The 15788-nt window shown below is 44.5% G+C and carries 14 protein-coding genes; 8 read left to right on the forward strand and 6 right to left on the reverse strand.

Features of this window, described 5'->3' with window-relative positions:
• Nucleotides 1-257 precede the first annotated feature (257 nt).
• Genes AAEY94_RS03480 through AAEY94_RS03490 form a run of 3 tightly spaced genes read right to left on the reverse strand, consistent with a single transcriptional unit; the run spans nt 258 to nt 4342 of the window.
• Entirely contained in the window at nt 258-2561 is a 2304-nt protein-coding gene (locus AAEY94_RS03480) for a xanthine dehydrogenase family protein molybdopterin-binding subunit (protein WP_101084827.1), read from the reverse strand.
• Nucleotides 2545-3024, reverse strand: a complete 480-nt coding sequence (locus tag AAEY94_RS03485) for a (2Fe-2S)-binding protein (RefSeq protein ID WP_101084828.1) — start codon at nt 3022-3024, stop codon at nt 2545-2547. Before AAEY94_RS03485 ends, AAEY94_RS03480 begins: the two co-directional genes overlap by 17 nt.
• 19 nt (nt 3025-3043) lie before the next feature.
• Complete coding sequence (locus tag AAEY94_RS03490) at nt 3044-4342, reverse strand: cytochrome c (RefSeq protein ID WP_162022039.1); 1299 nt, start codon at nt 4340-4342, stop codon at nt 3044-3046.
• Between the two features lie 667 nt (nt 4343-5009).
• Here AAEY94_RS03490 and AAEY94_RS03495 point away from each other — a divergent pair.
• The 3 genes from AAEY94_RS03495 to AAEY94_RS03505 are packed head-to-tail and all read left to right on the forward strand — an operon-like array spanning nt 5010 to nt 7211.
• A complete protein-coding gene (locus AAEY94_RS03495) occupies nt 5010-5327 on the forward strand; it encodes a hypothetical protein (protein ID WP_350977284.1) in 318 nt (105 codons plus the stop codon).
• 2 nt (nt 5328-5329) lie between these two features.
• Nucleotides 5330-5587, forward strand: coding sequence for a hypothetical protein (locus tag AAEY94_RS03500; RefSeq protein ID WP_101084831.1), 258 nt, complete (start codon nt 5330-5332; stop codon nt 5585-5587).
• A gap of 34 nt (nt 5588-5621) precedes the next feature.
• Nucleotides 5622-7211, forward strand: coding sequence for a PepSY-associated TM helix domain-containing protein (locus tag AAEY94_RS03505; RefSeq protein WP_350977287.1), 1590 nt, complete (start codon nt 5622-5624; stop codon nt 7209-7211).
• A 76-nt stretch (nt 7212-7287) separates the two neighbouring features.
• Here the strand turns inward: AAEY94_RS03505 and AAEY94_RS03510 are convergent, their stop codons facing one another.
• On the reverse strand, nt 7288-7983 hold the full coding sequence (locus AAEY94_RS03510) for a pirin family protein (protein ID WP_162022041.1): 696 nt from the start codon (nt 7981-7983) through the stop codon (nt 7288-7290).
• A 45-nt stretch (nt 7984-8028) separates the two neighbouring features.
• Entirely contained in the window at nt 8029-8472 is a 444-nt protein-coding gene (locus AAEY94_RS03515; protein ID WP_101084834.1) for a DoxX family protein, read from the reverse strand.
• Nucleotides 8473-8617: 145 nt separating this feature from the next.
• Between AAEY94_RS03515 and AAEY94_RS03520 the strand changes: the two genes are divergently transcribed.
• Nucleotides 8618-9511, forward strand: a complete 894-nt coding sequence (locus tag AAEY94_RS03520) for a LysR family transcriptional regulator (RefSeq protein ID WP_162022042.1) — start codon at nt 8618-8620, stop codon at nt 9509-9511.
• Between the two features lie 135 nt (nt 9512-9646).
• Here AAEY94_RS03520 and AAEY94_RS03525 read toward each other — a convergent pair whose 3' ends face one another.
• On the reverse strand, nt 9647-10849 hold the full coding sequence (locus AAEY94_RS03525; protein ID WP_350977291.1) for an MFS transporter: 1203 nt from the start codon (nt 10847-10849) through the stop codon (nt 9647-9649).
• 192 nt (nt 10850-11041) lie between these two features.
• On the opposite strand from AAEY94_RS03525, the gene AAEY94_RS03530 reads away from it, so the two are divergent.
• From AAEY94_RS03530 to AAEY94_RS03545, 4 genes are all read left to right on the forward strand, one after another.
• A complete protein-coding gene (locus AAEY94_RS03530; protein ID WP_162022043.1) occupies nt 11042-11923 on the forward strand; it encodes a LysR family transcriptional regulator in 882 nt (293 codons plus the stop codon).
• A 130-nt stretch (nt 11924-12053) separates the two neighbouring features.
• A complete protein-coding gene (gene dkgB / locus AAEY94_RS03535; protein ID WP_350977294.1) occupies nt 12054-12860 on the forward strand; it encodes a 2,5-didehydrogluconate reductase DkgB in 807 nt (268 codons plus the stop codon).
• A 237-nt stretch (nt 12861-13097) separates the two neighbouring features.
• Nucleotides 13098-13544 carry a MerR family transcriptional regulator gene (locus AAEY94_RS03540; RefSeq protein WP_350977296.1) on the forward strand — a complete coding sequence of 149 codons (447 nt, stop codon included), beginning with the start codon at nt 13098-13100 and terminating at the stop codon, nt 13542-13544.
• Nucleotides 13544-15784, forward strand: coding sequence for a heavy metal translocating P-type ATPase (locus AAEY94_RS03545; RefSeq protein WP_350977299.1), 2241 nt, complete (start codon nt 13544-13546; stop codon nt 15782-15784). Before AAEY94_RS03540 ends, AAEY94_RS03545 begins: the two co-directional genes overlap by 1 nt.
• Nucleotides 15785-15788 lie beyond the last annotated feature (4 nt).

The raw sequence follows: 15788 nt of genomic DNA on the forward strand, positions 1-15788 counted from the left end.
GGATACTCAACAATGTGACGATACTTGGGCGTAATTATAAAGGAAAAACGTGACTTTTTGGTAACAAGCTAACCGGTGCTATGACTCTGCTGCTGGATGGACAAAGCTTGTCCACTGTTTTTATTGACGTTTTTTAAATCGAGTCGGGGGAAATAAAATTATTTATCCCTCAGTCTAAAGAATGATAACGATGAGGTGCAGCAAGCATAAAAAAGCCCAGTCATTATCGCTAAGACTGGGCTGTTAAAGCAGATAAATTACGCGTTAGTTAACGCGTTTTTCACGTCGCTAGGCTTCATCGGAATTTTACGTAAACGTACACCGACTGCATTGTAGATTGCATTGGCAATCGCTGGAGCAACAGGGGTTACTGCCGGTTCACCTAATCCAGATGGTGGCATTTTGCTCGGGATAAACTCGATTTTAACTTCTGGAGTTTGGCCTAAGCGCAGCGGGGTATAGGTATCGAAGTTTGAGTCTTTATACTGACCATTAAGCAGTTCAGTACCTTCATACAAGGCCATCGATAATCCCCACAATGCCGCGCCCTGACACTGAGCTTCAGCACCATTAGGGTCAACAATAATACCGGCATCGATGGCAATATAAAGCTTTTGCACATTGACAATACCGTTGCTTTTGTCGACATGCACTTGTACTGCACACGATACCCATGTTGGCATGTCACGTTCTTGACCAAAGGTTGATGCAATGCCAAGCGCTGTGTCTTTGGCTTGCGGAGTGCCCCAGCCAATCATCTCAGCAGCTTTTTTCAATACTGCGGCTTGGCGAGCCGCGCCACCTTCAGCAACAGGTGTGCTACCAGCATTTCGGCCTTCGGCAATGAGCATGTCTAGGCGGAACTGCAATGGATCTTTACCCGCGTGATGGGCAGCTTCATCCATAAAGCTTTCAACTGCCCAGCTTGTCCAACCCGGTCCAACAGAACGTAACCAACCTGGTCTGAAGGTCGCAATGGCCAGATCATTCGATACCGCGCGTACTTTTTGAGCACCAACAGTGTACCAATGGTCTGCTCCGGCAATCGAGAACGGATCATACGGTTCGCCATTGGTGCCTTTAGGCATAAAGCCTGGCGCTAATACTTGAGTTGGCCAACCTGCTGTGGCGTGATGTTCCATTGCGGTAACCGCTTTTTTATCATCAAATGCCATTTTGAGTTGTTGAACTGATGCAGAACGCGCGCTATCAAATAACATGTCTTGTGGACGTATCATCACCATTTTAACCGGTTTACCGCCTAATGCTTTAGAGGTCAACGCCGCAGGAATGGTGTAATCGCCGTTAAGTCTGCGGCCAAAGCCACCGCCTAACATGTAGCTACGAATAACAATGTTAGCTTCTTCTTCGCCTAATGCCGTGGCTAATACGGGTAGAGTAAGTGATTGCCACTGACAACCTGAATGCACTTCCCATATACCGTCTTGGTTTTTAAATACCAAGGCATTAAGCGGTTCCATTTGCGCATGGAGTACTGTGCTGGTGATATATTCTTCTGCAATGGTACTTTTCGCGCTCGCAAATACAGGCCCAGTGTCAGAATTGCCTGTGTCTAAAATACTGCCTTTGGTTTGGTCGCCAAGTAATTGCTTACCATGAGCAATAATGTCTGCTTCAGACACGTTGGCCGTTTTACCTGCATCCCATGTCACCTTTACCAGCTTCGAGGCTTTTTGGGCCGCATTAAAGCTGCTGGCGATAACCATTAACCAACCTGGTACACTGCCACTGGCATCTTCTAGTACGATAGTTTGCTGATAACCCTTTACTGCTTTTGCTGCAGAGTCATCAAACTTAACTACTTTAGAGCCATAACGAGTAGGGGGTAAAATAGGGTTGGCGTACACCATGCCATCAACTTTCGCATCGATACCAAATATGGTTTTACCGTTGGTCTTGTTGGCGATATCAAGAGAGGTCACCTGTTGGCCAACCAGTTTAAGATCGGCATTAGGCTTCAGCGGCAGGGTTTTCAGTTCTTCTTCAGTAAACTGACGCGTTAGGCCCATGGTGACTAACTCACCGTAAGACAGCTCGCCTTTACTTGAGATAACCTTACCGTTACTGGCTTTACAGTCTTTTGCTGCAATACCCCATTTTTTAGCTGCAGCTTCAATTAACGCTGTACGACCCGCAGCACCGGCTTGACGGTAAACCGGCCAACTTTGTGATATAGACCAACTGCCGCCGGTAACCATGTAACCCCAGCGTGGATCACTGTCGACATGGATAATTTCAATATCATCCCATGAGGCTTCCAGTTCATCAGCAAGAATACGAGCAATAGCGGTACCGACATGTTGGCCCATTTCTGAGCGCATAATGTTGACTTTAATTTTGCCGGCAGTATCGATTGAGTACCATAACGACGGTTCGTAAATGTCACCTTCGCTTGGGAGTACTTTACCGTCAGGGCTAGCAGGATCCATTGCCGCCATCAAATGGCGAGGAAAACCAAAGCTGACACCTACCGCTGTCATGGCAATTAAAAAACCGCGGCGGGTTATACCCACCGATCCACGTTTAGGCAGTCTGCTCATCGTTGCTCTCCTTGATTGCGTTTGCTGCTTCATGAATGGCGCTGCGAATACGAACGTAGGTCATACAACGACATAAATTTCCGCCCATCACAGCGTCAATGTCTTTGTCTGAAGGCTCAGGAATGTCTTTTAGTAGTGCTGCAGCTTGCATAATTTGGCCCGACTGGCAGTAACCACACTGTGGTACCTGCAGTTTTTGCCAAGAAATTTGCAATGGATGATCACCCTTTTCAGAAAGCCCCTCAATCGTAGTGATTTCGGCTCCTTCAACTGACGATATAGGGGTTATACATGAACGTGTAGCTCGGCCGCCAACATGGACGGTACAGGCACCACAGGTACCAATACCACAACCAAATTTGGTGCCAGTCATGTCCAGTTCATCACGAATAACCCACAGTAGAGGAGTATCACTCTCTACATCGGCAGTCATCGGTTTGCCGTTTAAAATAAATTTTGCCATTGTCACTTCTCCAGTGAAGTTAGTGCTCAAATCGGGGTTGATTACGGATCTCGCCCACTTGTTGTTGTAATTTAGGCCAGGTGTTTTCCCCAGCTGTTTGGCGCAAATAAGCTGCAATTGCGCTAATGTCTTCATCGCTAAGTGCATCACGAAAGCCTGGCATTACAACGCCGCTAATCCCTTGATCGCTGCGCACACCATCCAGTATTACGTTAATCAGGTTAGTTGGATCATTAAGATGTGTTGCCGAGCCGATAGTAATTAATGGGCGGCCTTTAACTAATTGGTCGCTGTTGTAGTGGCATGCTTGGCAAGCTGCCGCATATAAACGTGCACCTTCATCAATCCGCAGATCCGGTTGTTGATGTTGTGCCGTTATTGCTGCTTGTAACGTGCTACTTGAGTCTGGATCGTCGGTGTTATTGGTACGGGCAATTTCAGCAAAGTAGCCACTAATGGCTTCTATGTCGCTGTCTGGAAGAGCTGATAAGCCCTTGTGCATAACCGGCGCCATTGGACCTACCGCGCTACCATGGTAAGGCGAGTTACCGGTTGTAAGGTATTCGTAAAAGTCTTGTGCACGCCATGGGATAGGCGAAGTGCTAGTAGAGGTTAACGATGGTGCTATCCAACCATCAATGGCGGCACCTTGGTACATTTGTGCGTACTTTTCGCCGCCCAATGCATTACGTGGAGTATGACATGCACCACAGTGAGCAATACCTTCAGCTAAGTAAGCACCGCGATTCCATTCGGCAGATTGTTGGCTGTTGACCTCAAAAGATTGGGTATCAGCAAACAGCAGTTTCCAACCCGCTTGAAACCAGCGGATGTTGAGCGGGAACGGAATGCCGTTGTCTTTTTTTGCTTGGTTAACCGCCGGAACTGACGTCATGATGTAAGCATAAATCGCGTTAATGTCATCGTCGGTCATTTTATTAAAGTGTTCATAAGGGAACGCAGGCAATAAATGATGTCCATCGCGGCTCACACCCGTGCGCATGGCGCGAGCAAAAGCAGCTTGAGACCAGCTACCAATACCGGTTTCGACATCTGGAGTGATGTTACTTGAATAAATGGTGCCAAAGTCAGTATGCATTTCATAGTTACCAGCATAAGGAGTGCCACCTGGCGGTGTATGACAAGTACTGCAATAGCCTGCAGAGGCAAGTATTTTACCTTGTTCGATAACGTGTGGAGAATAATCTGTTTGAGTTGATTCGACGGGATCAATTGCAGGGTGCCAAGCATATATACTGAATATAGCTAGTCCAACAATAGCTGCGCCACATACGCTGTAAACGATGCGCTTTAGCATATTACATTGCCTTATTTTAAATAAAAAATGAGATAGAGAAGGGAATATTTCATCTGACATTCCCTGTTCGACTTTGTATTATTATTGTGATTGGTCAAATATTAATCCTAAGCAAGGGATGGCCCTTTGTCCAGCATTGATATTGACGGATCTTTTACTGTATTAGAATAAAATAATACAGCACTGTGTAGACGAGTAACATGAGGATTGTTAAATAAATAGCTTTAGTTAATCCACTGTTAATCCAGAGTTTTCAAGGTTGCTACTATGTTGCGTTAATCTTAGTGATCTATGATTAAAATGAACGCCAATGCCAGATTCATAAAGTGTTGGATACATTAATGAAAAAGTGGTTATTAGCCATTAAGGCATATGTCGATGTTTATCGACTATTTCCTCATCTGTGATCAGCTTATTTCATCGCCAAACAGCTATTTAATATTGTGGTTGTTTACCTCGGCGATTGTTTTCCCTCGATATGATTGTTCACCATGATAATTTCCATAATCATGATTAAGCCACAATATATCGTTACAGCACTTTTAGATCTCATTCTGACGGTCATTCCTTAAGGCTTGAGCACAATCAACTTGTATTTGGCAAAGATATTCTGGATAATTAATGCAAATCATTATCATTTGCGTTAAATGGCCGGAGATCGAAATAGATGGAACTTGTCAGTGTAGCTTCTTTATGGCTTGGTTGCTTGTTTGCCTATTTGGCATCTGACAAACAGCAGCTTGTTAGTTTACCTTTTCCCAAATTACTGGCTTGGTGCTTATGCGGTTTAGCGGTGTTATTTGCAGTGTGGGGGTTTAGCCATACTTACAGTGTATTCGTCGCCAGTTTAGTGGTGCTGATTTGCATGATGACCATGTGGATACTACTGGTGCTGTTGGCCTCGCACTATAAAGGTCGTAGCATCTGGGTCAGTTCGCTAGGCTTTGCGTTGTTTGTCAGTATCCTCCTTGTTGGGGTTAAATAACCATGTGGCCTAAATCTATTGCTGCATTTTTATGGGGGTTATTACTGGCAATCAGTTTAATGCTCATTGTTTTTCGAATATTACCGGCTGCTGTAGATGTAAAACTATTCGTTGGGCTAATGCTGGGTTTTTGTGTGTGGGTTGGGGTGATGACATTTTGTTATAGCCGCAATAGCGCAAAAGCGGCGAGTGTCGTGTGCGCCAAATGGCTTGTGGCCAGTAGTCTTATCAATACGTTGTTATTTTATTCGCAAAACTAACTATTTTTTTCAAACCTAAGTCATGAATAACTCAATGAAATCTGATTCTCCGGTACAGCACAAAGTCATTAAAAATCTCATCGAAGCCCACAGTTGGCTTGGGTTAATTATTTCACCTTTACTGTTTTTGGTATTTTGGGCTGGCGCGGTGACCTTGTTTCACGATGAAATCGCCCAGTGGGCCATTACGCCTCATCATCCAGTCGATAATACCCAAGCAGATATTCCTTTAGCGAAACTGGTACAGCAAAAGTTTGCTGAATACCCAGTAGATCAAGCTGGCCGTTTTCGAATAAATATGCCGACTGAGCTAGTACCTTATTATATTTTTTACTTCGATGTGTTTGGAGATGCTCCGCAATCGGACCGCCAGTCTATGGCGATATTGGTTGATCCTAAAAGCGGCGAAACCGTTGCGGGCAAAGATGACTTTTACTTATCGCAATTTATGTACCGCTTACATTACAACCTTGATTTACCCGGTGGCAGTTATCTTATTGGTGTCGTGACGCTGATTTTTCTATTTGCACTCGTGTCTGGCATTTTTATCCATGCGCGTAAATTACTGAAACATTTCTTTTTGTACCGCGTCGATAAACAACGCCGAGATAAATTACTCGATCTCCATACCGTAGTAGGGGTGATGACACTGCCTTTTACCTTGATGTATACCCTAAGCGGCTTGATCCTTAACTTGGCCATAGTGTTTCAGCTGGCTTTTGTGGTGTTTATTTATCAGGGCGATCGACAAGCATTGTTTAACGATGCCGGTTTTAACCGTAGCAGCGAACCGCGAAGTGAAACGTCACTTGATATGAGCAATGCGTTTACTTTAATTGAACACACTACACAGCAATCGAATTTTGAGTTACGTAATATTATTTTCCACCATTACGGTGCTGAAAATGCCTTAGTACAAGTGCGTGGTACCGATACGGTTAATTTTGCTCAACGAGATGAAGTGACCTATCGGGTGCAGGATGGCACTGTGATGGATAAGGTTAATGCCGATAACTACAATGTGTTCCGCCAGGGTAGAGATGTACTAGTGACATTGCATTTTAGTAACTTTGCCGGCTTAGACATCCGTATTTTGTACTTTATTTTGGCGATGGCTATTAGTGCGATGATTGTTACCGGCAATATGTTATGGATAAATAAGCGCAGCGCTCAGCGCCAGTCTTCACCGCGCAGTATTGCTATCGTAACCGCGATGACGATTGGTGGCTGTGGTGGCATTATTGTGGCGACAGCAGTTGGATTTTTGTGTGAACGACTATTACCTGTAACCTTATCTGGACGAGGTGAATGGTTAGTGGGGTGTTTTGTAACGTCACTATTGGTCGTTATGTTGTGCAGTATAAAAGTGACTGATATTAAGCGTCATATCAGCCAGTTGTTGTTAATCACCAGTGGCATATTAATCATCACGATTGTTGCAGATTGGCTGTTATTTTCTGAGCAAATAATAGCGTTATGGCAAAGCGGTTATCATGGGGTCATCGGGATCCAAGTTGGCATGATGCTGGTAACGGCAGTGTGTTTATGGACCGCCAATAAGTTAGGTGTATCACCTCGGTCGCAGCCAGCCATGGCAAAAAACGTTACTCCTGCTAATGGATAATGGAATGGGTATAAAGTTGAAGCTATTAAGCCTGTGAAGGAACACTATCACAGGCTTAATCATCAACTAAGCGCATCTAGGGTAAATCAAAAATCAGTGCAGTTGCTTGAGTGTCCGATGGATTAACTAAGGTCACCGTGGTCATGTCGGTGAGTTTAGCGCCATCACCTATTTTTAGCTGTTGATCTTCAATATTGAGCTCGCCAGCGACTTGATGAACATACACTTTACGGTCAGTCGCAATCTGATAGGTTATTTCAGATTTAGGCGCCAAAATCAGTTGTGACAATGTCGCATTTTGCTTGATTTGCAAGGTTCCGTTTTCACCCGTTGGCGTAGCAATCGTGGTTAGTCCTACTGCTTGACCAAAGTTTTTTTGTTGATATCCTGGTGTATTACCTAAAGCATTTGGCTGGATCCAAATTTGTAAAAACTTCAGTGGCTCTGTGGCGGATGCGTTGTACTCACTGTGAGTAATACCACTGCCAGCAGACATTAATTGGAACTCACCTGCAGGCAACACTTCAACATTGCCTTCACTGTCTTTATGGGCGATAGAGCCTTCAAGTACGTAGCTGATAATTTCCATGTCACGGTGGCCGTGAGTGGCAAATCCGGCACCAGGAGTGACACTGTCGTCATTGATCACTCGCAGTGCTGAAAAGCCCATGTGTTGTGGATCATAGTAGCTGCCAAATGAAAAACTGTGTTTGCTGTCTAACCAACCAAAGTTGGCTATTCCGCGCTCGCTTGCATGACGTAAGGTAATCATAATGTTGTTCCTATCGTTTAATGAATAAGTGATCAGTACGGAAAATTAAGACAGTTTGCTTACAATGGCTTTATCTAGCGCGACTTTGCCTGAACCTGATAGTGCAAGTGACACACTGGCAGCCAATAGTGCTAACGCAAATTCATAACCGTTGTTTGCCATAAATAAACCGTTGCTGATATGTACACTAGCAATGGCGATAATCATGGTGAATGCTAATACAACCGCTGCTGGACGAGTCAATAAACCCAGTAAGATGAACAGTCCGCCAACCAATTCAGCGCTGCCAGCTAAGAATGCCATTAACACGCCGGGCTCAATCCCAATCGATGCCATCCATTGTCCTGTACCTTCAAGGCCATAACCGCCAAACCAACCAAACAGTTTTTGCCCGCCATGAGCCATAAAAATAATCCCAACAGGTAAGCGTAATGCCAAAGTGCTAAAACCTGCAGTAGAGTTTGTGATGCGTTTAACGAGTGCTTTCATGGTATATATCCTCAATAAATTTAAACATTAATTGTTTCTAGTGAGCCTGTCTCACTGGTTGATAAGAAGTATATTGAGACTTGATTGAATAAAAAATCGGAATAAACTGACGTAAAGGTTCAAATTATTTGAATATGGAGAGTTGATGCAAAATCCGATTACTATTGACGCATTACGTGCCCTAGATGCGATTGAACGTAAGGGCAGCTTTGCTGCTGCAGCGGCATCGTTATATCGAGTACCGTCAGCGCTGACTTACACCATCAAAAAACTTGAAGATGATATGGGCACGGCGTTATTTGACCGCACAAAGCAAAAAGCACAACTGACGCCAGCAGGTAAAATTGTGTTAGAGCAAGGGCGGCAGATTTTGTTAGCCACCAATCGGTTGGTTGATTCTGTGCAGCAATTAGAGTCTGGTTGGGAAACTGAAATTCGGCTATCACGCGACACAGTCATCCCCCAGGGGACGTTGTTTCAATTAATTGAACAATTTAATCAGCTAGAACACTCGGTCGACATTAGTGTCGATGTTGAAGCCGTCGGTGGTGGTTGGGATGCATTGCACAGCCGACGCGCCGATATTGTGATTGGTGCGTCTGGTGAGTTACCAAGAGGTGTATTTCAAACCCATAAAATAGGCGAAATTGAATTTGTATTTGCCGTAGCGCCATATCATCCATTGGCGTTTGTTGATGGCGTATTAGAAGCCGACAAACTAACTGACTATGCTTCGGTGGTGGTCGCCGATACATCACAACTTTTACCTACTCGCAGTAGTGGCCTTTTTAAAAGCAAACAAGTGATTAAAGTTAACACCATGGAAACCAAGATAGCAGCACAGTTACAAGGACTAGGTATTGGTTTTGTACCCAGACACATGGTGCAATGCTACTTTGATAGTGGTGAGTTGATTGAAAAAATGTGTTCAATTCCAAGACCGAATCAAAGTTTGTACATTGCTTGGCATAAAGACCATCAAGGCCGTGCATTTGACTGGTTTGTGGAGCATTTACCTAAAGCCGATTGGGGTTTATAACATCTGAATGTGAGCACAATGATAGCGACCAATGTGAGATCGCAGATACGAGCTCACATTGGTGCTTATCGATCCCATCGTGATGTTGAATATCAGCGTTGATGTCGTTGCTTAACTATTTTTTTAACTATTCTTTTAACTACTCGCTTGAATACTCACTTGAGCATTCTTGCTAGCGTTAGTTTTCTTGTCTAGTGAGCCACTGAAACGTGTTAATGCTAGGGCAATAACCACAATCACCGCACCAACCCAAGGTGTATGAATTAGGCCAGCGTTAGCCACAATCAGCCCGCCACCCCAAGACCCAAGTGCAATACCGATATTAAAAGCGGCAATATTTAATCCTGAAGCCACATCAACGGCGTCGGGTGTGTACTTCTGTGCAAGGGAAACTACGTAAACTTGTAGCCCAGGTACATTACCAAATGCAAATGCGCCCCAGACCAAAATGGTGATCACAGCGGCAATAGGGTTAACCGCAGTAAAGTTAAATATCACTAATATGGTCGCAAGACCGCTGAAAATAATACTTAACGCTTTAATTGGGCCCATTTTATCGGCCATTTTTCCGCCCCAAATATTACCAATAGCGACCGATACCCCGTACACCAACATGATTAAGCCAATAGATTGAGATTCAAAACCAGACACTTGCTCTAAAATGGGGGCTAAAAAAGTAAAGGCTGTGAATGTGCCGCCGTAACCTAATGCGGTAATGGCATAGACCAGTAATAACCGTGGTTGAGTGAGTACTTTTAATTGCGATGATAATTTTGCCGCGGGTGGCTGAGGTAAATTATTGGGAACCAACAAGCTACTGCCAATCAAGGCTACAAACCCAAGAATTGCGACAGTTAAAAAAGTGGCTTGCCAGCCAAAGGTCTGGCCAATATAGGTGCCCAAAGGGACGCCTGTCACTAAGGCGACGGTTAACCCCGTAAACATAATGGCAATCGCACTGGCGGCTTTTTCTTTGGGTACTAACCCAGTGGCAATGGTTGAGCCAATAGAGAAAAACACTCCGTGGGCTAACCCAGTGATAATGCGTGCAGCGATTAAGGTTTCGTAACCGGGCGCTTGCCAAGCCAATAGATTACCCGCAACAAATAAACTCATTACCGCCAGCAATACGTGTTTGCGATTCCATTTACCGGTTAATGCGGTGAGTACTGGTGCGCCAATGGCGACACCTAATGCGTAAAGACTGACCAATAAGCCAGCCGATGGTAATGATACGTTAAGGTCTTGTGCCATTGTGGGGATTAACCCCACAATGACAAATTCGGTGGTTCCAATAGCAAAGGCGCTAAGCGTCAATGCGAGTAAAGCTAACGGCATAATGTGTTCCTCTTAGGTTGTCGCTAGGATTTACCGTCGCGATAAATGTGTCAGTCAGTTGATGGGCGTCATTATTGATTAGATATATGTTGTTAAAAACAGTATGTTTAGCAAATGACTTTTGCTATAAATGCAATAAACAATGATGTTAGAGCGACTCTTTAGATCGACACAGCACAAGATGAGGTATGCATGCTTACGCGTTCAGATGATTTAGATATATTGCTGATGGTGGTCGACTGCGGCGGGTTTTCTGCAGCGGCCGATGCACTCAATATTCAGGTTGCACGAGTGTCACGCGCGGTAAGTAAAATAGAGCAACAGCTCGGGGTCACCATTCTCAATCGCACCACTCGGCGTGTTGAGTTAACCGATGAAGGCCGCCAATTTGTCGAATCTGTTCGGGGTGGATTACAACAATTACAACGCGCAGAAGATGAACTCGTACGTCGTGGTGAACTACCACAAGGACGTTTGCGTGTGGACGCGGCAAGTCCGTTTGTGTTTCATCAATTAGTGCCTTTGATGAAAGATTTTCGCGCCGCTTATCCAGACATTGAATTAGCATTGACCTCGAACGAGGGCTATGTCGATTTACTTGAAAAGCGTACCGATGTGGCCATTAGAATTGGTAAGTTGGCAGACTCAACCTTGCATGCTCGACCATTAGGAAAAAGTGCCTTACATATTGTTGCCTCCGCTGAGTATTTAGCGCGTAGAGGTGTGCCACAAAAAGTGTCTGATTTGACTTGCCACGAGTTACTTGGGTTTACCGAACCTAAAATATTGAATCACTGGCCGCTAAAAGGTTGCGATGTTATTACCCCTACCATCAGCACCAGCAATGGAGAAACTTTGCGTCAACTCGCACTGGCAGGTAATGGCATTGCGTGTCTTTCAGGTTTTATGATTAATGATGATCTCGTGGCGGGTCGGTTAGTGCCCATACTTCAGTCGGAGAAGTTTACTCACATAGAACGTGAACAAGTGAATGCGGTGTATTACAAATCGTCTATTGTTGCGCGACGTATTTCTGCATTTATTGAGTTTATTCAACCGAGATTAACCTTGTAATTAAGGGCGCGATTTGATCTTTTGACCGACATTTGTAATTTGAACAAAACAGATTTGTCTCGTTGGCTGTTTATTTCTGTTTCTAGTTGGCGCACAGTGTTAGTTCAGATACCGTTTTTAGGAAGACAATATGACCACTATTCCGTTGTTGGGTACAGGTACCTTCAGACTGAAAGACCAACAGGCATTTGATTCAGTGTTAATGGCGTTACAGCAAGGCTCTCGTCACATCGATACCGCTCAGATTTACGCCAATGAAAAACAAGTTGGCGATGCAATTAAGGCATCGGGTATCGCAAGAGCAGATATTTTTCTCACCACTAAGGTGTGGACGGATCGTTTTGCCCACGACAAACTTATTCAAAGCGTGCATGACAGCTTGGCTTTATTGCAAACCGACTATGTGGATTTGTTACTGATACATTGGCCGTTACGCGATGATTCAGTACCTATGCGAGAGTATTTACTGGCATTAAAAGAGGTGCAAGATGCTGGTTTAGCGAAACACATTGGCGTGTCTAATTTCACTATGGCCCAGGTTACACAAGCGATTGAGATTTTAGGTGCCGACGCAATATTCACTAATCAGGTTGAAGTACATCCATATTTGCAAAATAACCGACTGGTCGAATTTTGTCAGCAGCACAATATTATGGTGACGGGTTATATGCCATTTGCCTATGGTGCGGTATTAACCGACGACACTATTGTCTCGATTGCGAAGAAACACCAAATGACACCCGCCCAAGCGGTATTAGTGTGGATGCGCCAAAAAGGTTATGTCACTATTCCATCGTCAACTAAGTTGGTAAATGTTCAAGCTAATATTGCCTCATTAGCGTTATCGCTCCCGTCTGTAGACATGGCCGCAATTGATAAGTTAGACCGAAATCATCGTGTGGCGGCGCCTGACTTTAGCCCCGATTGGGATCAATAATTTATCAGCGAATGTGCCAATAGCTTAAGTGCCCACGCAGTTTGCACTCACCATTAGATTATTTATATATCAAGTATCCACGCCGACATGAGTGTTCATATTGGCGTTTTTTATTTTCAGGGTTATTGGTCACTTGACATAGGTGTAAGACATAGGTTTACAGTCGTTGCATATACTCAATAGATTTATTTATGTAGATCTTATTATTTAATACAGTCGTTACCCCAAGGAGTGATTATGCAAGTAAGTGAACTCGCAACGTTATTGGGTGTTACCACAGACACAATTCGTTTTTACACCCGAATCGGCCTGCTCGCACCAACAAAATCGCCTAGCAATGGTTATAAATACTATCGTGACAAAGAAGTGTCGCGGATGCGATTTATTATGAGTGCCAGAAACTTAGGTTTTTCGGTAGATGAAATTAAAGTGATTTTTTCCAAAACCGATCACGGTGAAAGTGCTTGTACCATGGTGAAGCAGCTTATTAGCCAAAAATTGGCCGAAACGGAATTACTGTTCAATGAAACGTTAAAGTTGCGTAATAAGCTGACACAAGCAGTCAACGAGTGGGAAAATCTGCCAGCGTTGGCGCCCACAGGTAACATGGTTTGCCACCTGATTGAGGGGTTTGGTCCAAATCATGAAACCTCTTGCCAGGCTAGCGATAAGGAGTCTTTGTAATGAATACCCAAACAACAACACAATTATTGATAGAGGGTGCAGGTTGTGCCAGCTGTGTTGGCAAAATTGAGAAAGCACTTAAAACAGTCGCGCAAGTAGAGCAGGCTGAAATGAACTTTGCCGATCGCAGTGTGATGGTCACCGGAGAGGTTGAAGTCGCTAGTTTGCTTGAGGCCGTTGAAAAAGCCGGTTATCACGCTATTTTGATTAACGATCAAGGTGGTGCAGATGCTATTGATGAGAAAGAACAGGCAGATGCAATATATTATAAAAGCCTAATAAAACACACTATTGTCGCATTGGCAGTGGGTATCCCACTGATGATTTATGGTTTGTTTATTGGTGACATGACCGTTACTAACCCAATACAACAGCTGGTTTGGGGAGCAATTGGTGTACTGACCTTAGGGATAATGTTCTTCTCCGGCAAGCATTTTTATACTGGCGCATGGAAATCATTTACTCATCATAGTGCCAATATGGACACCTTAATTGCGCTCGGAACAGGCACTGCGTGGGTTTACTCTATGGTGGTGGTATTTGCACCAGATTTATTGCCAGAAATGGCGCGCCATGTCTATTTTGAAGCAACCGCGATGATCATTGGTTTAATCAATCTTGGACTCGCGTTAGAGGTCAAGGCGCGCGGTAAAACCTCGGCAGCGATTAAGCGCTTAATTGGTTTACAAGCTAAAACGGCTAGAGTGATCCGCAATGGTAAAGCGGTCGATATCGATATTGCCTTGGTGCAATTAAACGATAAAGTCAGTGTTCGACCAGGTGAAAAAATTCCCGTAGATGGTGTGGTCGTTGAGGGGAGTAGTTTTATTGATGAATCGATGTTGACGGGTGAACCTATTCCGGTTGAAAAAAGTGTTAATGATGATGTGGTCGCAGGTACATTAAACAAACTGGGATCACTTACTTTTACCGCCACACGAGTCGGTAAAGATACCGCTTTGGCGCACATTATTACTATGGTTAAACGGGCGCAGAACTCCAAACCGCCAATTGGTCGAATGGCAGATGTTATTTCGAGCTATTTTGTTCCTGCAATGATGATTATTGCCATTATCAGCGCCATGGTATGGCTTAATTTTGGGCCTGAACCCTCTGTGGGATACGCCATAGTGTCGGCGATGACAATTTTAATCATCGCTTGTCCGTGTGCGTTAGGGTTAGCAACACCCATGTCGGTGATGGTGGGTGTAGGTAAAGCCGCTGAATCTGGCGTGCTTATTCGTAATGGTGAAGCTCTGCAAACGGCATCGACTATTACCACCATGATTTTAGATAAAACCGGCACGATTACCGAAGGCGCGCCAAAAATCACCGATATCATCGTGGTCAATGGTCGCGAACAAGAACAAGTATTGCAACTGGCGGCAAGTATTGAGCAACATTCCGAGCATCCACTTGCACAGGCCGTTGTTCAAGCCGCAGCGGATAAGGGATTAGCGTTATTCAATGTTGAAAATTTTACTGCTATTGCAGGATTTGGTGTCCAAGCTCAGTATCAATCGACTCAGTTATTATTTGGTAATGAAAAATTAATGCGCGAAAAAGGCATAGTCTTAAGCGATTATCAACAGCAAGCACAAGCGTTGGCAGCAGACGCCAAAACGCCAATGTATTTTGCTATCGACGGTGAACTCGCAGCAGTGATTGCCGTGGCTGACCCGATTAAAGCAGACTCTGTTGCCGCCATCGCAAGGCTTAAAAGCAGTGGCATTAAGGTCATTATGCTTACCGGAGATAACCACGCGACAGCCGCAGCTGTGGCTGCCAAAGTGGGTGTCGATGACTTTTTTGCCGACGTATTACCGCAAGATAAAGCCAATAAAGTGGCCGAATTACAAGCATTAGGTGAGGTGGTTGGCATGACTGGTGATGGCATTAATGATGCACCTGCGTTGGCGCTAGCCAATGTCGGCTTTGCTATTGGCACCGGAACCGACGTCGCGATTGAAAGTGCCGACATAACGCTAATGCGAGGATCTCTACACGGTTTGGCAGATGCCATCGCGGTGAGTAAGGCGACTTTAGGCAATATTAGACAAAACCTAGTCGGCGCGTTTATTTACAATATGGCGGGTATACCGCTTGCTGCTGGGGTGTTATTTCCGGTGTTTGGCGTATTACTTAACCCTGTGGTTGCTGGTGCTGCGATGGCATTTTCATCATTAACAGTGGTGAGCAACGCCAATCGTTTGCGCTTTTTTAGCCCTCAACAACACTAGGAGT

This window comes from Shewanella sp. AC34-MNA-CIBAN-0136 (assembly GCF_040309945.1).
In the GTDB taxonomy this organism is placed as follows: domain Bacteria; phylum Pseudomonadota; class Gammaproteobacteria; order Enterobacterales; family Shewanellaceae; genus Shewanella.